We start from the raw sequence: 18,548 nt of genomic DNA on the forward strand, positions 1-18,548 counted from the left end.
TAATTAATGGTGGAGCATAGCGGGTTCGAACCGCTGACCCCAACGCTGCCAGCGTTGTGCTCTCCCAGCTGAGCTAATGCCCCTTTAGATTTTGAAATCATACTATATTTTTTCTTAGATTTTCTTAATGTATAAAAAATCTTGTAAATTTTATAAAATTTAATTTTTATCCTTTTTAAAAGGAAAATAATTAAAAAAAATGCATAAATTTCTTGACATAGCAAAGGCTCTTTTTATATAATTTCAACATCATTTTATATGGTGGTTAGATTCTTATGGATCTAACGAGTTCTTTACAAAGGAAAAAATATGGAAAGAATCAGGCTTAAGCTAAAAGCTTATGACCACAGAGTTCTAGATCGCACAGTTGCAGCAATTGTAGAAGCTGTTAAAAGAACAGGTGCTGACATCAGAGGTCCAGTGCCAATGCCTACAAAAATCAAAAGATACACAGTTTTGAAATCTCCACACATCAATAAAGATTCACGCGAACAATTTGAGATGAGAATTCATGCTCGTATGCTTGATATTGTAGCAGCTACTCCAGATACAGTAGATTCACTCACTAAGCTTGACTTGGCTCCAGAGGTCAATGTTGAAGTAAGAGCTATGGGTAAATAAGGATAGAATATGGAATACATTGTAGAAAAAATTGGTATGAGTAGAACAATCAGCACACCAAGCATTCCTGTAACCTTACTTAAACTTGTTCAAACTAAAGTATGTGAAGTAGAAAATGGAAAAGCTTTGGTTGCTTATGTAAAAGGCAAAGCAAATAATAAATGCATTGCGGGTCAGCAAAAAAAATACAATCTTTCAGCTGAATATAATAGATTTGCTTCTTTAGAAGTAGCAAACACAGAAGCAGGTGATATTGATCTTAATCCTTTAAAAGAAGCTTCTATCTTAAAAGTAAGCTTTAATTCTAAAGGTAGAGGTTATAGTGGGGTTGTTAAAAGACACGGATTTGCCGGAGGTCCTGCAAGTCACGGTTCAAGATTCCACAGACGCCACGGATCAATCGGTAACCGCGAATGGCCAGGTCGTGTTCAACCAGGTATGAAAATGGCAGGTCATTATGGTAATGTAAAAGTTACTGTTAAAAATGAAGTAGTTTCATTTGATGAAGAAAATGGCATCTTAGTAGTAAAAGGTGCGGTACCAGGATTTAATGGTGCTATGGGTAAAATAAGGATTGCAAAATGAGTAAAGTAACTGTTTTAAATGATAAATTTGAAAAAGCTAGTGAACTCGATCTTCCAGCAAAATATGCAGAAGTTAATCCTCACAACCTTTATTTATATGTAAAATCTTATCTTGCTAGCCTTAGAGCAAACACAGCTCATACTAAAGGTAGAAGCGATGTAAGCGGTGGTGGTAAAAAACCATGGAGACAAAAAGGTCGTGGTGGTGCAAGAGCAGGTTCAACAAGAACGAATGTTTGGGTTGGTGGTGCTGTAGCATTTGGCCCTACAAACAATCGTAATTATTTCCAAAAAGTTAATAAAAAACAAAAACGCTTAGCGCTTGAAAGAGCATTGGCCGATAAAGCACAAAACAATGCATTATTCTCAGTAGATAGTTTAAGCATTGAAAGCGGTAAAACAAAAGATGCAAATGCAGTTATTAAAAAGCTTGGTTTAAAAGATGCTTTAATTGTAAAAGATTTACTAGATGAAAAAACACTTCTTGCTTTTAGAAACTTAGCAAATTGCTATGTAGTTGATATTAGCGAAGTAAATGCTTATTTAGTATCTGTATTTAATGCTGTTATCATTGAAAAAGCAGCGCTTGAATCTATCGTAAAAGAGGGTTAAAATGGCAGATATTACTGATATAAAAACAATACTTTACACTGAAAAAAGCTTAAACCTTCAAGAGCAAGGTGTTGTAGTTATTCAAACTTCTCCAAAAATGACTAAAAATGGTCTAAAAGAAGTTTTAAGAGAATATTTTGGTGTAACTCCAGTAAGAATTAATTCTTTAAAAATGGATGGAAAAGTAAAGCGTTTTAGAGGTCGTGAAGGTCAAAGAAATAGCTTTAAAAAATTCTATGTTAAGCTACCAGAAGGTGTGAGCTTAGAAAGTTCGGAGGCATAAAATGGCAATTAAAACTTATAAACCATATACTCCAAGTAGAAGATACATTACAGGTGTAAGCTCTGATGATATCACAGCAAAAGCTAGTGTGCGTTCATTACTTGTAAAACTTCCAGCTCATGCAGGTCGTAACAATAATGGTAGAATCACAAGCCGTCATAAAGAAGCAGGTGCTAAAAAACTTTACAGAATTATAGATTTTAAAAGAAGAAAATTTGGTATTGAAGGTAAAGTTGAAGCAATCGAGTATGATCCATACAGAAATTGTCGTATTGCATTAATCTCTTATAGAGATGGTGAAAAAAGATACATCTTACAACCAAAAGGTTTAAGCGTTGGTGATGTTATTTGTGCTGCTGAAAGCGGACTTGACATTAAACCAGGTAATGCAATGAAATTAAGAAACATCCCAGTGGGTACTATCGTACACAATATCGAGTTAAAACCGGGCAAAGGCGGACAAATGATCCGTTCAGCGGGTGCTTATGCTCAATTAATGGGTAAAGAAGAAAAATATGTTATCTTAAGACTTGCAAGTGGTGAAATGAGACAAGTTTTAGCTGAATGTATGGCAAGTATCGGTGAAGTTGGTAATGAAGAATGGTCAAATGTGACTATCGGTAAAGCAGGAAGAAACCGCCATAGAGGTATTCGTCCTCAAACAAGAGGTTCTGCGATGAACCCAGTTGATCACCCGCACGGTGGGGGTGAAGGTAAGAAAAATTCAGGCCGTCACCCAGTTACTCCATGGGGTAAACCAACTAAAGGTGCTAAAACTCGCCGTAAAAAAGCTAGCGATAAGCTAATAATTTCAAGAAGAAAAGGAAAGTAAGATGGCTAGGTCACTAAAAAAAGGTCCTTTTGTTGATGACCATGTAATGAAAAAAGTCATCGCTGCTAAAAAAGCTAACGATGGTAAGCCAATTAAAACTTGGTCAAGACGCAGCACTATTATACCTGATATGATAGGTTTAACTTTTAATGTTCATAATGGAAAAAGCTTTATCCCAGTATATATTACTGAAAATCATATCGGTTACAAATTAGGTGAATTTGCACCTACTAGAACATTTAAGGGTCATAAAGGCTCTGTTCAGAAAAAAATAGGTAAGTAAGGGAGATTTATGAGTAGAGCGTTAATTAAATTCATAAGATTATCTCCAACTAAAGCGAGATTGATTGCTAGAGAAGTTCAAGGTATGAATGCAGAGCTTGCATTAGCTAGTTTGAAATTTATGCCAAATAAAGGTGCTAAATTTATAGCAAATGCTATTTCAAGTGCTGTAGCAAATGGCGGATTTGAAGCAAATGAAGTTGTTGTTTCAAGTTGTCGTGTTGATGCTGGTGCGGTTTTAAAAAGATTTAGACCAAGAGCTAGAGGAAGTGCTAGTCGTATTAGAAAGCCAACTTCACACATTTTGGTAGAAGTTAGTAAAGTAGAAGCAAGTGCTGAAAAAACTACAAAAGCTAAAAAAGCATCAGTGAAAAAGGAAAGCTAATATGGGACAAAAAGTAAATCCGATTGGTTTAAGACTAGGAATTAATAGAAATTGGGAATCAAGATGGTTTCCTACAAAAGCTAATTTAGCAGAAAATATTGGTGAAGATTATAAAATCAGAACATTTTTAAAAAGAAAACTTTATTATGCAGGAATTAGCCAAATTCTTGTAGAAAGAACAGCGAAAAAATTAAGAGTAACTGTTGTAGCTGCAAGACCAGGGATTATTATTGGTAAAAAAGGTAGTGATGTTGATATTTTAAGAAAAGAACTTCAAGATTTAATCAAAAAAGAAGTTAATATCAATATCAAAGAAGAAAGAAAAGCAGGTGCTTCAGCTCAGCTTGCAGCTGAAAGTGTTGCTACTCAACTTGAAAAAAGAATTGCTTTTAGAAGAGCAATGAAAAAAGTAATTCAAGGAGCGCAAAAAGCAGGTGCTAAAGGGATTAAAGTTTCAGTTTCAGGCCGTTTAGGTGGTGCTGAAATGGCAAGAACTGAATGGTACCTAGAAGGTCGTGTTCCACTTCACACTTTAAGAGCAAAAATCGATTACGGTTTTGCAGAAGCACATACTACTTATGGAAATATAGGTATTAAAGTGTGGATCTTCAAAGGTGAAGTTTTACAAAAGGGTGTTCAACCTGAAAAAACCGAAGAAAACGCTCCAGCTAAAAAAACTAGAAGAGCAAGAAGAGGTAAATAATCATGTTAATGCCAAAAAGAACAAAATATCGTAAAATGATGAAAGGGCGTAACAGAGGTTATGCCAACAGAGGGACTGAATTTACTTTTGGTGATTTTGCCCTAAAAGCAACTGAAGCTGGCCGTATCAATTCACGCCAAATCGAAGCAGCTCGTATTGCTTTAACTCGTTTTGTAAAAAGACAGGGTAAAACTTGGATTAGAGTTTTCCCAGATAAACCTCTAACTAAAAAACCTTTAGAAACTCGTATGGGTAAAGGTAAAGGTGCAGTTGAGGAATGGGTAATGAACATTAAACCAGGTCGTATTATTTATGAAATGGCAGGGGTTAATGAAGAAATGGCAAGACAAGCTTTAACTTTAGCGATGCATAAATTGCCATTTAAAACTAAGTTTGTTACAAGAGAGAGCCAAAATGAAATATACTGAGATTAAAGATAAAACAGCAGGTGAGCTTGCAACAATGCTAAAAGAAAAAAAGGTGCTTTTATTTACTTTAAGACAAAAGCTAAAAACAATGCAGCTAACTAATCCTAAAGAGATTAGCGAAGTTAAAAAAGACATCGCTAGAATCAATACTGCAATTAGCGCTTTAAAATAAGGATAGAAAATGGCATTTAAAAGAGAAATTCAAGGCGTTGTTGTTCAAATTGCTGGAGATAAAACAGCAACAATTTTGGTTGAAAGAAAAGTGGTTCACCCAAAATACAGAAAAATCGTAAAACGCTTTAAAAAATATTTAATTCATGATGAAAGAAATGAACTTAAAGTGGGAAATACTGTAGTTGCTATTGAATGTAGACCACTTTCTAAGAGAAAAACATTTCGCTTAAAAACTATAGTATCAGCAGGAGTTGAGTAATGATTCAAAGTTTTACTAGGCTTGCAGTTGCTGATAATAGCGGTGCAAAAGAATTAATGTGTATTAAGGTTTTAGGTGGTAGTAAAAGAAGATATGCTACTGTTGGTGATGTAATCGTTGCATCTGTAAAAAAAGCTCTACCAAATGGTAAAGTTAAAAAAGGTCAAGTAGTAAAAGCAGTTATCGTTAGAACTAAAAAAGAAATTCATAGAGACAATGGTTCTTTAATTCGTTTTGATGAAAATGCAGCAGTTATTCTTGATGCTAAAAGAGAGCCTATCGGAACGCGTATTTTTGGACCAGTAGGTCGTGAAGTAAGATATGGTGGCTTTATGAAAATTGTTTCACTAGCACCGGAGGTGTTGTAATGAAATTAAAAATTAAAAAGAATGATATGGTAAAAGTTATCGCAGGCGATGACAAAGGCAAAACAGGTAAAGTTTTAGCAGTATTTCCTAAGACAAATAAAGTAATTGTTGAAGGTTGTAAAATCGCTAAAAAAGCTGTTAAGCCAAGTGATAAAAATCCAAATGGCGGTTTTATCAATAAAGAAATGCCAATGGATATTTCAAATGTAGCAAAGGCAGGAGAATAAGATGATGAGATTGAAAGAAAAATATACTCAAAATATCAAACCTGCTTTAGTTAAAGAATTTGATATTAAAAATCCTATGCTTGTTCCTTTTATTGAAAAAGTTGTAATCAGTGTAGGTGCTGGGGAATTGGCAAAAGATCAAAAAGTATTACAAAATGTTGCAGATACTATTTCATTGATCGCTGGGCAAAAAGCAGTTATCACAAAAGCTAAAAAATCAGTTGCTGGTTTTAAAGTAAGAGAAGGCTTCCCAGTAGGTGTAATGGTAACATTAAGAAAAGACAATATGTATGCTTTCTTAGATAAGCTTATTACTATAGCTCTTCCTCGTGTTAAAGACTTTAGAGGTCTTCCAAGAGATGGTTTTGATGGAAGAGGAAACTATAACTTTGGTTTAGATGAGCAGTTAATGTTCCCAGAAGTTGAATATGATAAAATCTTAAGAACTCATGGTATGAACATTTCTATCGTTACAACAGCAAAATCAGATAAAGAGGCACAAAAATTATTAGAATTATTTGGCGTGCCATTTGCAAAAGGAAAGTAATATGGCTAAAAAATCAATGATTGCAAAAGCTGCCCGCAAACCTAAATTTAGCGTTAGAGGGTATACTAGATGCCAAATTTGTGGAAGACCACATTCAGTTTATAGAGATTTTGGAATTTGTAGAGTTTGCTTAAGAAAAATGGCAAATGAAGGTTTAATTCCTGGTCTTAAAAAAGCAAGTTGGTAAGAGGAAAGAACCATGATAAATGATTTAATTTCAGATTCACTAACAAGAATTAGAAATGCAGGGATGAGAAGATTAGAGACTACTCAACTTTTGCATTCTAAAGTTATCGAAGCTTTACTTGGAATTTTCCAAGCTAAAGGCTATATTGAAAGCTTTAATGTTATTGAAGAGGATAAAAAGAAATTCATCAATGTAGTTTTAAAATATGATGAAAAAGGCAAAAGCGTAATTAATGAAGTTAAGCGTATTTCTAAACCTGGTCGTCGTGTTTATAAAGGCAAAGATGAGATCAAAAGATTTAAAAACGGTTATGGTACTATCGTAGTAAGCACTTCAAAAGGTGTTTTAGCTAACGACGAAGCTTATAAAGCAGGCGTTGGCGGCGAAGTTTTATGTACTATTTGGTAAGAGTTTCTACTTTTTATGGTATTCGGTATCCATTCTTATAAAGTAGTCATATCGTAGACAAGTAAAAAGGAAAAATGAATGTCTCGTATAGGTAAACAACCAGTTGCTATTCCAAGTGGAGTAGAAGTAAAATTAGAAGGCAACTTGCTAAAATTCAAAAAAGGAAATTTAGCAAAAGAGCTTGATACAAAAGCAAATGTTAATGTTGAGATTAAAGAAGCACAAATTCTTTTCTCTCCTAAAGGTGAAGATAGACAAAGTAGAGCTTATTGGGGAACTTATAGAGCTTTAGCTCAAAACATCATCATCGGTTTAACTGATGGTTTTAGCAAAACTTTAGAAATCAATGGTGTTGGTTATAAAGCTGCATTAAAAGGTAAAGTTCTTGAACTTGCTTTAGGTTTTTCTCATCCTATCAACTATGCTATTCCAGAAGGCATAGAAATTACCGTTGATAAAAACAATGTTATTATCAAAGGTAGTGATAAACAAGTGGTAGGTCAAGTTGCTGCTCAAATTCGTGAATTTAGACCACCTGAGCCTTACAAAGGAAAAGGTGTTAAATATTCAGATGAGCGTATTATCCGCAAAGCTGGTAAGACATCTAAGAAGTAAGGATAGAATATGAGAGCAAATGTATTAAAAAGAAAAATATCTTTAAGAATTAAAAGAAAAAAAAGAATTAGAGCAAAAATTTCAGGAACACAAGCTCTTCCAAGAGTTTCTGTTTTTAAATCAAACAGAACTTTATATATCCAAGCTATCGATGATGTTAAAGCAGTAACTTTAGCAGCAGTAGATGGAAGAAAAATTGGTGTTAAAGCAAATAAAGAAGGTGCTAAAAAAATAGCAGCTGAATTTGCAAAAGTTTTAAAAGCTAAAAACATAGAAGAAGCAGTGTTTGATAGAAATGGTTATTTATACCATGGTGTTATTGCAGCATTAGCTGAAGCACTAAGAGAAAACGGAATCAAACTATAACCCAAAAGGAAGATCGATGGAAAAATATAATAGAGAAGAATTTGAAGAAGTAATCGTCGATATCGGCAGGGTTACTAAGGTTGTTAAAGGTGGTAGAAGATTTAGATTTACTGCTTTAGTTATCGTTGGAAATAGAAAAGGTTTAGTTGGTGTGGGCTATGGAAAAGCTAAAGAAGTTCCAGATGCTATCAGAAAAGCAGTTGATGATGCTTTTAAAAACATTGTTGAAGTTAAAACAAAAGGTTCAACTATACCTCATGATGTAGAAGTAAAATACAACGCAAGTAGAATCTTACTTAAACCAGCAAGCGAAGGTACAGGGGTTATTGCAGGTGGTTCAACACGTCCTATCGTGGAACTTGCAGGTATTAAAGACATTTTAACTAAGTCTTTAGGTTCAAATAATTCAGCAAATGTTGTGCGTGCTACTATCAAAGCACTTACAATGCTTAAAGGATAATCAATGAATTTAACAAAAGCACCAGGTTCAACACATAAAACCAAAAGAATAGGCCGTGGTCAAGGTAGTGGTATGGGAAAAACTTCCACTAAAGGTGGAAAAGGCCAAACTGCTAGAAAAGGTTATAACGAAAAAAGAGGTTTTGAAGGGGGTCAACAACCACTTCAAAGACGCTTACCAAAAGTAGGTTTTACTTCTAAATTTGAAAAACCTTATGTGATTAATGTTGAAAAAATCACAGCAATCAAAGAGCTTAGCGAAATTACATTTGAAACAATCAATAGCATTCATAAGCTTTCAAAAAATGTAAATAAAGTTAAGCTTATTGGAGCAAGTGCTAAAGATCTTGCTAGTAAAATTAAAGACGAGAAGATCACTTTTAGCGGACAAAAATAATGAATAAAGCATTGACAAATAAAATTCTCATAACATTAGCTTTTTTATTTGCTTATAGAATATTAGCTTATGTTCCAGTTCCGGGGGTTAATGTCAGTGTTATCAAGGAATTTTTTGATTCTAATGCATCTAATGCATTAGGCTTGTTTAATATGTTTAGTGGGGGTGCTGCTGAAAGACTTAGCATCATCTCTCTAGGCATTATGCCTTATATTACTGCTTCGATTATTATGGAGCTTTTAGCGGCAACTTTTCCTAACATAGGAAAGATGAAAAAAGAACGCGATGGTATGCAAAAATATATGCAAATTATCCGTTATGCTACTATAGCTATCACTTTGATACAAAGTATAGGCGTTTCTATAGGCTTGCAAAGTCTTCATGGGAAAGCAGGTCAGTCAGCTATTATGATTGATATGAATACTTTTATTGCACTTTCTGCTATTTCTATGCTTGCAGGTACCATGCTTTTAATGTGGATAGGTGAGCAAATCACTCAACGCGGTATAGGAAATGGTATTTCTTTGATCATCTTTGGCGGTATTGTTTCTACAATTCCAGGTGCAATTAGTGGAACAGTAAATTTGGTAAATACAGGTGAGATGAATTTCTTGACTATCATTGCTATTTTAGTTGTAATTTTACTTACTATTTGGGCTATTATAGTAGTAGAGCTTGGAGAAAGAAGAATTCCTATTTCTTACTCAAGAAAAGTAATCATGCAAAATCAAAACAAACGCATTATGAATTACATACCTATTAAAATAAATTTAAGTGGAGTAATTCCTCCTATTTTTGCAAGTGCGATTTTGATGTTTCCAAGCACTATTTTGCAAACAAGTACAAATGAGTATGTGTTAAAAATTTATGACTTTTTAAATCCAAATGGATTTTTCTTTCATTTTTTAACATTCTTACTTGTTATTTTCTTTGCGTATTTTTATGCATCAATTGTATTTAATGCAAAAGATATAGCTGAAAATCTTAAAAGACAAGGCGGTTTCATACCAGGTATTAGACCAGGTGAAGGAACTGCAAATTATCTTAATGAAGTAGCATCAAGACTTACCTTGTCAGGTTCTATTTATTTAGGGCTTGTAGCTACATTACCATGGCTTATTGTGAAGTTGTTTGGTGTGCCTTTTTATTTTGGTGGAACTTCTGTTTTGATCGTAGTTCAAGTAGCGCTTGATACAATGAGAAAAATCGAAGCTCAAATTTATATGAATAAATACCAAACCTTAAGTGCAGTAGGCTTATAAGAAAGTAGATTTTCTACTTTCTTCTCTTTTTAAGGATTTTGATGAGACTAGGCGTTTTTGATAGCGGTGTAGGTGGGCTTAGTGTTTTAAAATCTTTACTTCAAGCAAAACTTTTTAAAGAATATATTTACTATGGAGATACCGCAAGGGTACCTTATGGGGTTAAAGATAAAAAAACTATCATTAAATTTTCCCTAGAAGCTTTAGAGTTTTTCAAAGAAAAAAAAGTCGATATGCTTATTATTGCGTGTAATACAGTTAGCGCGCATGCTTTAGAAATTCTAAAAGCAAATGCACCATTTCCAGTTCTTGGAGTTATAGAAGCAGGGGTTTTAGCGGTTAAAAACTCTTTAGAAGATAAAAACTCTAATATATTAGTCATTGCAACACAAGCTACCGTGGATTCTCACGCTTATAAGCAAGCTTTAATCAAAGAAGGTTTTTTAAAAGTGGAAGAAAAAGCAACTGGGCTTTTTGTACCTATGGTTGAAGAAGGGATTTTTCAAGGAGATTTTTTAAAAGCTGCTTTTGAGTATTATTTTAATAAGCTTAAATTTCATCCTAATGCTCTAATCTTAGCATGCACGCATTTTCCTTTAATCACCCATTCTTTGGAAGAGTATTTTGGCAAAAATACAAAACTTATTCATTCAGGCGAGGCTATAGCTTTGCAATTGCAACAAGAATTTAACTTAACATCAATCCAAGAAGAAGCTAACATTCAATTTTATGCTTCAAGCGATGTGGAAAAACTAAAAAAAATTGCAAATTTATGGCTTTAATTAATGAATATTTACTAAAGTATTTTTTATATTAATAATTTATTTTTATTTAAACATAGTTGCATTATAATTTTTATCATTTCTAATGAAAGGACTAACATGAAAAAAATGTTAATGTGCGCAGCTATGGCACTAAGTTTAGGAGCAGGAATTTTGGAAGCAAAACCAAAAGTTGCAATTTTAGCTACAGGTGGAACTATTGCAGGCTCGATTGATAGTTCGGTAGCTACAACAGGTTATACAGCCGGTGTTTTAGGGGTTGATGCTTTGATTAAAGCAGTGCCTCAAATTCAAGATTTAGCAGTAATTAGCGGGGATCAAATTGCAAATATTGATAGTAAAGATATGACAAATGAAATTTGGCTAAAACTTGCTAAAGAAGTTAATAGGCTTTTAAAATCTGATGTAGATGGAGTTGTGATTACTCATGGTACTGATACCATGGAAGAAACTGCATATTTCCTAAATTTAACCGTAAAAAGCGATAAACCTGTTGTTTTAGTTGGTGCAATGCGCCCATCAACTGCAATTAGTGCAGATGGTCCTAAAAATCTTTACAATGCTGTAGCGTTAGCAGCAGATCCACAAGCAAAAAATAAAGGTGTAATGGTGGCTATGAATGATAGAATTCAAAGCGCTAGAGGCGTTATGAAAACTCATAGTTTAAATGTAAATGCATTTAGTTCACCGGATATGGGTGATATGGGTTATATAGTAGATGGAAAAGCATTCTTCTACAATACTAATACAAAATTACACACTAAAAAATCTCCATTTGATGTTAGCAAGCTAAAAGAATTACCAAAAGTAGATATTCTTTATAGTTATGCAAATGATGGTAGCGGTGTTGCAGCAAAAGCTTTGTTTGAAAATGGAACTAAAGGTATAGTTGTAGCTGGAACAGGTGCTGGCAGTATTCATGATTATCAAAAAGATGTATTAAAAGAATTGCTTAAAAAAGGTCTTAATGTAGCGGTAAGTTCACGCGTAGTAGCTGGTAGAGTTGCAGTAAGTGATGCTGATGCAAAACTTGGTTTTATTGATACAGGTGATATGAGTCCTCAAAAAGCTAGAGTATTATTAATGCTTGCTTTAACTAAAACAAGTGATCCTAAGAAAATTCAAGAATATTTCTTAAAATACTAAAATCTTTTAGCGCCCAAATGCTACAATAACATTTGGGTGAGTTTTTCAATCAAAATCTTACTTAAATTAATCACAAGGATATTAAATGAGACAATATGAAAGCTATAAATGCCAAAAATGCGGCAATGAAGTAGAAGTGCAAAATGTAGGTGGTGGAAAGCTTAGTTGCTGTGGTCAAGAAATGGAGTGCATTACTAAAGATTTAACAGCCATAAATTTGATGAAAGCTTTCGCAGGTGAATCTATGGCAAGAAACAAATATGATTTATTTGCAGATATTGCTCAAGAAGAAGGTTGGCATGCTATTGCAAAGCATTTTAGAGAAGCTGCAGAAAATGAAAAATGGCATGCAAGAGCCGAGTTTAAAGCTTATCATGAATTAGTAGATGGTAAAGCTTTAGAAGAAACTGCTAAAAATTTAATCTGTGCAGCAGAGGGTGAAAATTACGAGCATACTACCATGTATCCAAATTTTGCACAAATTGCAGAAGATGAAGGCAAGAAAAACATAGCAAGATTATTTACTGCTATTGGTAAAGTAGAAATTGAGCATGAAAGAGAATATTTAGCACTTAAAAAAATGCTTGAAGAAGAAGATTTCTTTAATTCAGAGGTAGAAGAATTATGGGTTTGTGAAGTTTGTGGGCATATACACCGTGGTAAAAAAGCACCAAATGCCTGTCCTTTGTGTAAAGCTCCAAAAGAATACTTCAAACGAGAATTTTTAGGATAATTTTAAAAATCTTGATAAAAATGATAAAATATTTTATTTTTATCAAGGCCTAATATGCAAATTCTAACTCATCCTTTTGAACCTTTTTTTGATGAAAACTCAAAAGTTTTGATACTAGGTTCTTTTCCATCTATTAAATCAAGAGAAGAAAATTTTTATTATCAACATAGTAAAAATCGTTTTTGGCGTATTTTTGAAATATTATTTGAGTGTGAGTTAAAAACAGTGCAAGAGCAAAAGGCTTTTTTAAAAGCAAATCATATAGCACTTTGGGATGTTATAGCAAGTTGTAAGATAAAAAATTCAGATGATAAAACTATTTCTTATGCCAAAGCAAATGATATAAGTATTATTTTAGATAAGGCAAATATAGAAAAAATTTGTGTATTAGGTAAAGTTGCAAGTAAATATTTTGCTAAATTTTATCCTGAGCAAGAATTTTTTGAACTTCCTTCAAGCTCACCTGCCAATATAAATTATTCTTTAGAAAATTTAGTAGAAAAATATACTATTATAAAGGAAAAATAATGGCTTTAGTTGGAGTAGATGAGGCTGGGCGTGGAGCTTTAGCTGGAGATATGCACTTGGCAGCTTGCAAGCTTTTAAAAAATATTGATGGTTTAGCTGATTCTAAAAAATTAAGTGCAAAAAAAAGAGAAGAATTATATGAGCAAATTCTTTCTAATTCAAATTTTTTAATCCTTGCTTTTTCACCTTTGCAAATTGATATTTTAGGACTTAGTCAGTGTTTAAATTTGGGCTTAAAGATAATAAAAAAACATTTTAACCAAGATGAGATTTTATATGATGGAAATTTAAATTATGGTGTTTTGGGTATTAATACTATGATTAAAGCTGATATGAAAGTGCAAGAAGTTTCAGCCGCTAGTATATTAGCTAAGGTAAGTCGTGATCAAAAAATGTGTTATTTTTCTAAATTATATAATAATTATGATTTTGATAAACACAAAGGTTATGGTACAAAAGCTCATATAGAAAAGATTAAAGTATTTGGTTATTCACCTTTGCATCGCAAAAGCTTTATGTTAAAGTGTTTTGAGAAAAGCTTATTTGATTAGATTGTGTTTTGTAGTTTTAATAATGAAAAAATATAATTAAAAACTATTTTTTTAATAATAATCTATTAAAAATTATAATATTGGTCTAAAATACTCTATGTTTTAAGAAAAATTAATTTTTTTCTATTATAGTAATATAAAAAATATTTTAAGGGGTATTATGTCTTTACTTTTGAGTGAGCTAAAGATTGGAAATTTTTATGTAAAAAATCGCATCGTAATGCCTCCTATGGATATGTATGAAACACAAGTTTTAGATGGTAAGATTAATCAATTTCACTTGATACATTATGGAGCTAGAGCTTTGGGTGGTGTTGGGCTTATCATAGTTCAAGCTTGTGCGATTAATGAAAATGCAAAAATTGCTGATAATGATATAGGCCTTTGGGGAGATTTTCAAATTCGAGGACATAAGGAGCTTGTCGATCTTTGTCATCATTTTGGTGCTAAAGTTGCTATCCAACTAAATCATAGTGGTCGTAAAAATTCATGCAAACAAGCTATATCAAAAGCCCCAAGTAATATCGCTTTTAGTGAAAAATTTTCTAAACTTCATGTTTTAAGTAAAGATGAAATTTTACAAATAGAGCAAGAATTTATCCAAAGTGCTAAAAGAGCTAAAGAAGCAGGCTATGATGCGATAGAACTTCATAGTGCTCATGGGTATTTGCTTAGTTCATTTTTATCTCCTTTATCAAATCAAAGAGATGATGAATATGGTGGTAGTTTTGAAAATAGAGCGCGTCTTTTGTGTGATATCATTAAGCGTATAAAAAAAGAAGTTGATATTACTTTATTTGTAAGAATTTCAGCTACAGAGTGGCAAGAGGGTGGTTGGAATTTGGAAGATAGTAAAAAACTTGCCTTGATTTTAGAAAATTTAGGCGTTGATATGTTAGATATTTCAGCAGGTGGAAATATCAACAAACCTTCTTTAGTGCCAAATATAGCACCACTTTACCAAGCTCCTTATGCTAAGGCTTTAAAAGAAGTTGTTAAAATTCCTATATCTTGCGTGGGTCTTATAAATAGTGCTAGCGAAGGTGAGGCTTTGCTTTTGGGTGAGGTGTGTGATTTAGTTTGTTATGGTAGAAAATTATTAAGAAATCCAAATTTTGCAAATGAAGCCGCAGTTGCTTTAAATGAAAGGGAAAAAATCACGCCAAACTACTCAAGAGCATATTTGTAAAATAATACAAAAAGTTTTTAGGTAAAAGCTTTTTTTATTATTTTTTACAAGGAGAAAATGTGGATAATCTTAAGTGGAATTCTTTTGATACGCGTTGGATGCTTTCTCTTTTTGGGACTGCAGTTGGTGCGGGGATTTTATTTTTACCTATTAAAGCAGGTGTTGGTGGTTTTTGGCCAGTTGTTGTAATGGCTTTGATTATTTTTCCAATGGTGTATTTAAGCCATAGAGCCTTAAGTCGTTTTGTATGTCAAGCAAATGGTAATGATAAAGATATTACTCATGCGGCTGAAGAGTATTTTGGTAGAAAAGTAAGTATTTTTATTTCTGTGCTTTATTTCTTTGCAATTTTCCCAATTTGTTTAGCATATTGTGTAGGTATAACTAATACTTTTGAGAGTTTTATTTATAATCAATTCTTACCACTTTTAGATCCAAATGGTTCTTTCGCAAACGCAATTAGTGCTATGTATCAAACAAGTGTAAATGAGCAAGGAAAAACTATAGCTAATTTACTTCCTTTTTATAGAGCGCTTTTTGCTTTTGTTTTAGTAAGTATTTTTATGCTTATTATGCTTTTTAGTGAAGAATTAATTACCAAAGTATGTGAGTGGCTTGTATATCCTTTATGTGCTATTTTATTTTTATTTTCTTTATATCTTATCCCGCAATGGTCGTTTGAAAGTTTTAGTGCTATTCCTGGAACAAAAGAATTTATTACTATAGTATGGCTAACTTTACCGGTTTTAGTGTTTTCATTTAATCACTCACCAGCGATTTCTACTTTTTCTTTAAGTGTAAAAAGACAATATCCTGAAAATTCAGTACAAAAAGCAAATCAAGTGTTATTTAGAACTTCTGTAATGTTACTTGCTTTTGTAATGTTTTTTGTGGTATCTTGTGTGCTTTCTTTAACTCCTGCAGAACTTGCTGAAGCTAGAGCACAAAACATACCTGTACTTTCTTATTTTGCTAATAAACTTGATAATCCATTTATTTCTTATGGTGGTCCACTAATCGCATTTTTAGCAATTTCTAGTTCATTCTTTGGGCATTATTTTGGTGCTAGGGAAGGTGCTTATGGTATAGTTAGAAAATGTTGCAAATTAGCAGGTAATGATAATCCGGATTTGAAAAAAATCGCAGTTTATTCAACTTTGGTAATGTATATTGTTATGTTAATTACTGCTTATGTAAATCCAAGTATTTTAGGTTTTATTGAAAGTTTAGGTGGTCCAATCATTGCCGCAATCTTATTTTTAATGCCTATGATTGCAATTTACACTGTATCTAAAATGAAAAAATTCCAAAACAAAGCTTTAGATGCATTTGTGTTTATCACAGGTATTTTGACAATTATCACTGTAATTTATACTTTTTAAGGTGCTGATGAATGAGTAGTAATTTAAGTATATTTAAAGTTGGTGTTGGTCCTTCATCTTCTCATACTTTAGGACCAATGCTAGCAGGGAATATGTTTTGTGAAAAAATCAAAGATAAAATCACACAAATTACAAAAATTCAAATCAAACTTTATGGCTCTTTATCGCTTACTGGTAAAGGCCATTTAAGTGATAAAGCTATTATATGGGGGTTGAGTGGCTTAAGAGCAAAAGAATTAAATGTTGCTTTGCAAGATCGTGTGTTTAATAAAATTTTGCAAGATAAAATTTTGGTTTTAGATGCTCAAAAAGAATTAAATTTTGATTATGATAAAGATTTGATTTTTGAAAAAGACTTTTTACCTTTGCATGAAAATGGATTGAAAATAAGTGCTTATAATGAAAATGGAGAAATCATTGCTGAAGAAATTTATTATTCGGTAGGCGGTGGTTTTGTTATGAGTGAAGCTGAACTTCAAAAACACAAAGACGGAGCTTGTGAGCAAAAACATACCAAATTAGAACTTGATATTAATAACGCAAGCGATGCTTTAAAAATTTGCGAAGAAAATTCATGGGATCTAGCAAAACTCTCTTATGAATATGAGCTTCAATTTCACACTAAAGAAGAAATTAGAGTTTATTGTTTAGAAATTTGGGAAGTAATGCAAGAAGTTTATTATAATGGTATTCATCCAAGCTCAGATTTTCTTCCAGGGAATTTACATTTAAAACGCCGCGCCAAAGGACTTAATGAGCGTTTGGCTATGACAAGTGATCCTTTAGGAATTATTGATTTTATTTCTTTATATGCTATTGCTATTGCAGAGGAAAATGCAAGTGGAGCTAGAGTGGTAACTGCACCAACTAATGGTGCATGTGCTGTTGTGCCTGCTGTAATGCTTTATCTTAAAAATCATACTATTGGTTTTAACGATGAAAAAGCCATTAATTTTTTACTTACTGCTATGTTAATAGGCTCTTTTTATAAGAAAAATGCAAGTATAAGTGGTGCTGAAGCTGGCTGTCAAGCTGAAATTGGTAGTGCAAGTTCTATGGCAGCAGGAGCTATGGCTACTGTAATGGGTTTTGATGCAAAGATAGCTTGTAATGCTGCTGAAATTGCAATGGAGCATCATTTAGGTTTAACTTGTGATCCAGTAAGTGGTTTAGTGCAAATTCCTTGTATAGAAAGAAATGCCTTTGGAGCGATTAAAGCAATTTCAGCTGCTAGAATGGCAATGAGTAGAAAATCAACTCCAAAAGTAAGTCTTGATGAGGTTATAAAAACTATGTATGAAACCGGCAAAGACATGAATTCAAAATACAAAGAAACTTCTTTAGGTGGCCTAGCTACTAATCTTACAAGTGTATGTTAAAACCTTAAGTTTTAAAACTTAAGGTTTTTCCTTAAAGCTTTTAAAAGCGCATAAATGCTAAATTTTTAAAAATTTTAAGGAAAATATAAATGATAGAAATCAAAAAACTAGCAGAAATAGAAAAACTACGCAAGGCAAATGAACTTGTAGCTAGAACGCTTGACTATCTAGAGGGCATTATAGTTCCGGGTATGAGTTTAAAAGAAATTGACATTAAAGCAGAAGAATTTATACTTGATCATGGTGCAAAACCATCTTTTAAAGGCTTATATGGTTTTCCAGGCAGTATTTGTATCTCGCTTAATCAAGCTTGCATTCATGGTGTAGGGGATGAGCGTATTTTAAAAGAAGGCGATATTTTAGGGCTTGATGTGGGTACTTGCATAGATGGATATTATGGAGATGCAGCAAGGACTATACCTATAGGTCAAATTTCAGCTACTGATGAGGCTTTGATTGCTTGTGCTAAAGATGCTTTGTATTATGCTATAGATATTATCAAAGAAGGTATGCGTTTTAAAGAGCTTTCATATGAGCTTGGCGAGTTTATCACTAAAAGAGGATTTGTACCTTTGAAAGGTTATTGTGGTCATGGTATAGGTAAAAAGCCACACGGTGAGCCTGAAATTCCAAATTATTTAGAACCAGGTGCTAGTGCAAAAAGTGGACCTAAAATCAAAAATGGCATGGTATTTTGCATAGAGCCTATGGTATGTCAAAAAGATGGCACACCGGTACATTTAAAAGGTAATTGGGAAGCAGGAAGCAAAGATGGATTAAATGCTGCTCATTATGAGCATTGTGTTGCAATTATAAATGGCAAAGCAGATATTTTATCTAAGTAAGAAAGTTTAAACTT

At 32.9% G+C, this 18,548-nt stretch carries 30 protein-coding genes and 1 tRNA gene; 30 read left to right on the top strand and 1 reads right to left on the bottom strand.

Translation table 11 applies throughout. From position 1 onward, the window contains the following. Positions 1–7 precede the first annotated feature (7 nt). Positions 8–83: transfer RNA gene (locus tag L8U37_RS01795), tRNA-Ala, on the bottom strand. 226 nt (positions 84–309) lie between these two features. On the opposite strand from L8U37_RS01795, the gene rpsJ reads away from it, so the two are divergent. From rpsJ to map, 30 genes are all read left to right on the top strand, one after another. Then, positions 310–621 (top strand): 30S ribosomal protein S10, encoded by a 312-nt coding sequence (gene rpsJ / locus L8U37_RS01800; protein WP_012660810.1) that lies wholly within the window; start codon positions 310–312, stop codon positions 619–621. 9 nt (positions 622–630) lie between these two features. Then, entirely contained in the window at positions 631–1,206 is a 576-nt protein-coding gene (gene rplC / locus L8U37_RS01805; RefSeq protein WP_012660811.1) for a 50S ribosomal protein L3, read from the top strand. Continuing rightward, entirely contained in the window at positions 1,203–1,817 is a 615-nt protein-coding gene (gene rplD / locus L8U37_RS01810) for a 50S ribosomal protein L4 (protein WP_039617137.1), read from the top strand. Before rplC ends, rplD begins: the two co-directional genes overlap by 4 nt. A gap of 1 nt (position 1,818) precedes the next feature. Further along, on the top strand, positions 1,819–2,100 hold the full coding sequence (locus L8U37_RS01815) for a 50S ribosomal protein L23 (RefSeq protein WP_039617139.1): 282 nt from the start codon (positions 1,819–1,821) through the stop codon (positions 2,098–2,100). A 1-nt stretch (position 2,101) separates the two neighbouring features. Further along, the gene (gene rplB / locus L8U37_RS01820; RefSeq protein ID WP_039625087.1) at positions 2,102–2,932 is read left to right on the top strand and encodes a 50S ribosomal protein L2; all 831 of its coding nucleotides are present in this window, start codon (positions 2,102–2,104) and stop codon (positions 2,930–2,932) included. Between the two features lies 1 nt (position 2,933). Further along, positions 2,934–3,215 (top strand): 30S ribosomal protein S19, encoded by a 282-nt coding sequence (gene rpsS / locus L8U37_RS01825; protein ID WP_039664929.1) that lies wholly within the window; start codon positions 2,934–2,936, stop codon positions 3,213–3,215. A gap of 9 nt (positions 3,216–3,224) precedes the next feature. After that, positions 3,225–3,599 carry a 50S ribosomal protein L22 gene (rplV, locus tag L8U37_RS01830; protein WP_039617143.1) on the top strand — a complete coding sequence of 125 codons (375 nt, stop codon included), beginning with the start codon at positions 3,225–3,227 and terminating at the stop codon, positions 3,597–3,599. A gap of 1 nt (position 3,600) precedes the next feature. Further along, positions 3,601–4,302 (top strand): 30S ribosomal protein S3, encoded by a 702-nt coding sequence (gene rpsC / locus L8U37_RS01835; RefSeq protein WP_039617145.1) that lies wholly within the window; start codon positions 3,601–3,603, stop codon positions 4,300–4,302. Between the two features lie 2 nt (positions 4,303–4,304). Next, a complete protein-coding gene (gene rplP / locus L8U37_RS01840; RefSeq protein WP_012660818.1) occupies positions 4,305–4,730 on the top strand; it encodes a 50S ribosomal protein L16 in 426 nt (141 codons plus the stop codon). Then, positions 4,717–4,902, top strand: coding sequence for a 50S ribosomal protein L29 (gene rpmC, locus L8U37_RS01845; protein WP_012660819.1), 186 nt, complete (start codon positions 4,717–4,719; stop codon positions 4,900–4,902). Before rplP ends, rpmC begins: the two co-directional genes overlap by 14 nt. A gap of 9 nt (positions 4,903–4,911) precedes the next feature. Next, entirely contained in the window at positions 4,912–5,163 is a 252-nt protein-coding gene (gene rpsQ, locus L8U37_RS01850; protein WP_263728449.1) for a 30S ribosomal protein S17, read from the top strand. Beyond that, the gene (rplN, locus tag L8U37_RS01855; RefSeq protein ID WP_012660821.1) at positions 5,163–5,531 is read left to right on the top strand and encodes a 50S ribosomal protein L14; all 369 of its coding nucleotides are present in this window, start codon (positions 5,163–5,165) and stop codon (positions 5,529–5,531) included. The genes rpsQ and rplN overlap by 1 nt, the downstream gene beginning before the upstream one ends. Further along, positions 5,531–5,758 carry a 50S ribosomal protein L24 gene (rplX, locus tag L8U37_RS01860; RefSeq protein WP_012660822.1) on the top strand — a complete coding sequence of 76 codons (228 nt, stop codon included), beginning with the start codon at positions 5,531–5,533 and terminating at the stop codon, positions 5,756–5,758. The genes rplN and rplX overlap by 1 nt, the downstream gene beginning before the upstream one ends. Before the next feature lies 1 nt (position 5,759). Beyond that, positions 5,760–6,305 carry a 50S ribosomal protein L5 gene (rplE, locus tag L8U37_RS01865; RefSeq protein WP_133319134.1) on the top strand — a complete coding sequence of 182 codons (546 nt, stop codon included), beginning with the start codon at positions 5,760–5,762 and terminating at the stop codon, positions 6,303–6,305. Position 6,306: 1 nt separating this feature from the next. Continuing rightward, complete coding sequence (locus L8U37_RS01870; RefSeq protein ID WP_012660824.1) at positions 6,307–6,492, top strand: type Z 30S ribosomal protein S14; 186 nt, start codon at positions 6,307–6,309, stop codon at positions 6,490–6,492. 12 nt (positions 6,493–6,504) lie between these two features. Continuing rightward, positions 6,505–6,900 (top strand): 30S ribosomal protein S8, encoded by a 396-nt coding sequence (gene rpsH / locus L8U37_RS01875; RefSeq protein WP_039617152.1) that lies wholly within the window; start codon positions 6,505–6,507, stop codon positions 6,898–6,900. Positions 6,901–6,978: 78 nt separating this feature from the next. After that, positions 6,979–7,515 (top strand): 50S ribosomal protein L6, encoded by a 537-nt coding sequence (rplF, locus tag L8U37_RS01880; protein ID WP_220567001.1) that lies wholly within the window; start codon positions 6,979–6,981, stop codon positions 7,513–7,515. Positions 7,516–7,524: 9 nt separating this feature from the next. After that, positions 7,525–7,881: a 50S ribosomal protein L18 gene (rplR, locus tag L8U37_RS01885; protein ID WP_039617157.1), complete on the top strand. Its 357-nt coding sequence runs from the start codon at positions 7,525–7,527 to the stop codon at positions 7,879–7,881. A gap of 16 nt (positions 7,882–7,897) precedes the next feature. Continuing rightward, the gene (gene rpsE, locus L8U37_RS01890) at positions 7,898–8,341 is read left to right on the top strand and encodes a 30S ribosomal protein S5 (protein ID WP_039617161.1); all 444 of its coding nucleotides are present in this window, start codon (positions 7,898–7,900) and stop codon (positions 8,339–8,341) included. 3 nt (positions 8,342–8,344) lie between these two features. After that, a complete protein-coding gene (rplO, locus tag L8U37_RS01895; RefSeq protein ID WP_039617163.1) occupies positions 8,345–8,737 on the top strand; it encodes a 50S ribosomal protein L15 in 393 nt (130 codons plus the stop codon). Next, entirely contained in the window at positions 8,737–9,999 is a 1,263-nt protein-coding gene (gene secY, locus L8U37_RS01900) for a preprotein translocase subunit SecY (RefSeq protein WP_133319135.1), read from the top strand. Before rplO ends, secY begins: the two co-directional genes overlap by 1 nt. A gap of 41 nt (positions 10,000–10,040) precedes the next feature. Beyond that, positions 10,041–10,781, top strand: coding sequence for a glutamate racemase (gene murI / locus L8U37_RS01905; protein ID WP_263728450.1), 741 nt, complete (start codon positions 10,041–10,043; stop codon positions 10,779–10,781). 114 nt (positions 10,782–10,895) lie between these two features. After that, positions 10,896–11,927, top strand: a complete 1,032-nt coding sequence (locus tag L8U37_RS01910) for a type II asparaginase (RefSeq protein ID WP_257928322.1) — start codon at positions 10,896–10,898, stop codon at positions 11,925–11,927. Between the two features lie 85 nt (positions 11,928–12,012). Further along, positions 12,013–12,660, top strand: a complete 648-nt coding sequence (locus tag L8U37_RS01915; RefSeq protein WP_220567003.1) for a ferritin family protein — start codon at positions 12,013–12,015, stop codon at positions 12,658–12,660. Between the two features lie 54 nt (positions 12,661–12,714). After that, a complete protein-coding gene (locus L8U37_RS01920) occupies positions 12,715–13,188 on the top strand; it encodes a DNA-deoxyinosine glycosylase (RefSeq protein ID WP_263661430.1) in 474 nt (157 codons plus the stop codon). Beyond that, positions 13,188–13,739, top strand: a complete 552-nt coding sequence (locus L8U37_RS01925; protein WP_263660379.1) for a ribonuclease HII — start codon at positions 13,188–13,190, stop codon at positions 13,737–13,739. Before L8U37_RS01920 ends, L8U37_RS01925 begins: the two co-directional genes overlap by 1 nt. Before the next feature lie 160 nt (positions 13,740–13,899). Then, positions 13,900–14,928, top strand: coding sequence for a tRNA-dihydrouridine synthase (locus L8U37_RS01930; RefSeq protein WP_220567006.1), 1,029 nt, complete (start codon positions 13,900–13,902; stop codon positions 14,926–14,928). Positions 14,929–15,026: 98 nt separating this feature from the next. Next, entirely contained in the window at positions 15,027–16,310 is a 1,284-nt protein-coding gene (locus L8U37_RS01935; protein ID WP_133319191.1) for an aromatic amino acid transport family protein, read from the top strand. A gap of 11 nt (positions 16,311–16,321) precedes the next feature. Then, the gene (locus L8U37_RS01940) at positions 16,322–17,689 is read left to right on the top strand and encodes an L-serine ammonia-lyase (RefSeq protein ID WP_263728451.1); all 1,368 of its coding nucleotides are present in this window, start codon (positions 16,322–16,324) and stop codon (positions 17,687–17,689) included. An 89-nt stretch (positions 17,690–17,778) separates the two neighbouring features. Beyond that, on the top strand, positions 17,779–18,534 hold the full coding sequence (gene map / locus L8U37_RS01945) for a type I methionyl aminopeptidase (protein ID WP_263660377.1): 756 nt from the start codon (positions 17,779–17,781) through the stop codon (positions 18,532–18,534). Positions 18,535–18,548: the final 14 nt, after the last annotated feature.

It is taken from the genome of Campylobacter sp. RKI_CA19_01122 (assembly GCF_025771325.1).
GTDB lineage: Bacteria > Campylobacterota > Campylobacteria > Campylobacterales > Campylobacteraceae > Campylobacter_D > Campylobacter_D lari_D.

Excerpts from the sequence above, each read along its gene's own strand:
- rpsJ (WP_012660810.1), top strand. The coding sequence starts at position 310 with ATGGAAAGAATCAGGCTTAAGCTAAAAGCTTATGACCACAGAGTTCTA.
- rplC (WP_012660811.1), top strand. The coding sequence starts at position 631 with ATGGAATACATTGTAGAAAAAATTGGTATGAGTAGAACAATCAGCACA.
- rplD (WP_039617137.1), top strand. The coding sequence starts at position 1,203 with ATGAGTAAAGTAACTGTTTTAAATGATAAATTTGAAAAAGCTAGTGAA.
- L8U37_RS01815 (WP_039617139.1), top strand. The coding sequence starts at position 1,819 with ATGGCAGATATTACTGATATAAAAACAATACTTTACACTGAAAAAAGC.
- rplB (WP_039625087.1), top strand. The coding sequence starts at position 2,102 with ATGGCAATTAAAACTTATAAACCATATACTCCAAGTAGAAGATACATT.
- rpsS (WP_039664929.1), top strand. The coding sequence starts at position 2,934 with ATGGCTAGGTCACTAAAAAAAGGTCCTTTTGTTGATGACCATGTAATG.
- rplV (WP_039617143.1), top strand. The coding sequence starts at position 3,225 with ATGAGTAGAGCGTTAATTAAATTCATAAGATTATCTCCAACTAAAGCG.
- rpsC (WP_039617145.1), top strand. The coding sequence starts at position 3,601 with ATGGGACAAAAAGTAAATCCGATTGGTTTAAGACTAGGAATTAATAGA.
- rplP (WP_012660818.1), top strand. The coding sequence starts at position 4,305 with ATGTTAATGCCAAAAAGAACAAAATATCGTAAAATGATGAAAGGGCGT.
- rpmC (WP_012660819.1), top strand. The coding sequence starts at position 4,717 with ATGAAATATACTGAGATTAAAGATAAAACAGCAGGTGAGCTTGCAACA.
- rpsQ (WP_263728449.1), top strand. The coding sequence starts at position 4,912 with ATGGCATTTAAAAGAGAAATTCAAGGCGTTGTTGTTCAAATTGCTGGA.
- rplN (WP_012660821.1), top strand. The coding sequence starts at position 5,163 with ATGATTCAAAGTTTTACTAGGCTTGCAGTTGCTGATAATAGCGGTGCA.
- rplX (WP_012660822.1), top strand. The coding sequence starts at position 5,531 with ATGAAATTAAAAATTAAAAAGAATGATATGGTAAAAGTTATCGCAGGC.
- rplE (WP_133319134.1), top strand. The coding sequence starts at position 5,760 with ATGATGAGATTGAAAGAAAAATATACTCAAAATATCAAACCTGCTTTA.
- L8U37_RS01870 (WP_012660824.1), top strand. The coding sequence starts at position 6,307 with ATGGCTAAAAAATCAATGATTGCAAAAGCTGCCCGCAAACCTAAATTT.
- rpsH (WP_039617152.1), top strand. The coding sequence starts at position 6,505 with ATGATAAATGATTTAATTTCAGATTCACTAACAAGAATTAGAAATGCA.
- rplF (WP_220567001.1), top strand. The coding sequence starts at position 6,979 with ATGTCTCGTATAGGTAAACAACCAGTTGCTATTCCAAGTGGAGTAGAA.
- rplR (WP_039617157.1), top strand. The coding sequence starts at position 7,525 with ATGAGAGCAAATGTATTAAAAAGAAAAATATCTTTAAGAATTAAAAGA.
- rpsE (WP_039617161.1), top strand. The coding sequence starts at position 7,898 with ATGGAAAAATATAATAGAGAAGAATTTGAAGAAGTAATCGTCGATATC.
- rplO (WP_039617163.1), top strand. The coding sequence starts at position 8,345 with ATGAATTTAACAAAAGCACCAGGTTCAACACATAAAACCAAAAGAATA.
- secY (WP_133319135.1), top strand. The coding sequence starts at position 8,737 with ATGAATAAAGCATTGACAAATAAAATTCTCATAACATTAGCTTTTTTA.
- murI (WP_263728450.1), top strand. The coding sequence starts at position 10,041 with ATGAGACTAGGCGTTTTTGATAGCGGTGTAGGTGGGCTTAGTGTTTTA.
- L8U37_RS01910 (WP_257928322.1), top strand. The coding sequence starts at position 10,896 with ATGTGCGCAGCTATGGCACTAAGTTTAGGAGCAGGAATTTTGGAAGCA.
- L8U37_RS01915 (WP_220567003.1), top strand. The coding sequence starts at position 12,013 with ATGAGACAATATGAAAGCTATAAATGCCAAAAATGCGGCAATGAAGTA.
- L8U37_RS01920 (WP_263661430.1), top strand. The coding sequence starts at position 12,715 with ATGCAAATTCTAACTCATCCTTTTGAACCTTTTTTTGATGAAAACTCA.
- L8U37_RS01925 (WP_263660379.1), top strand. The coding sequence starts at position 13,188 with ATGGCTTTAGTTGGAGTAGATGAGGCTGGGCGTGGAGCTTTAGCTGGA.
- L8U37_RS01930 (WP_220567006.1), top strand. The coding sequence starts at position 13,900 with ATGTCTTTACTTTTGAGTGAGCTAAAGATTGGAAATTTTTATGTAAAA.
- L8U37_RS01935 (WP_133319191.1), top strand. The coding sequence starts at position 15,027 with ATGCTTTCTCTTTTTGGGACTGCAGTTGGTGCGGGGATTTTATTTTTA.
- L8U37_RS01940 (WP_263728451.1), top strand. The coding sequence starts at position 16,322 with ATGAGTAGTAATTTAAGTATATTTAAAGTTGGTGTTGGTCCTTCATCT.
- map (WP_263660377.1), top strand. The coding sequence starts at position 17,779 with ATGATAGAAATCAAAAAACTAGCAGAAATAGAAAAACTACGCAAGGCA.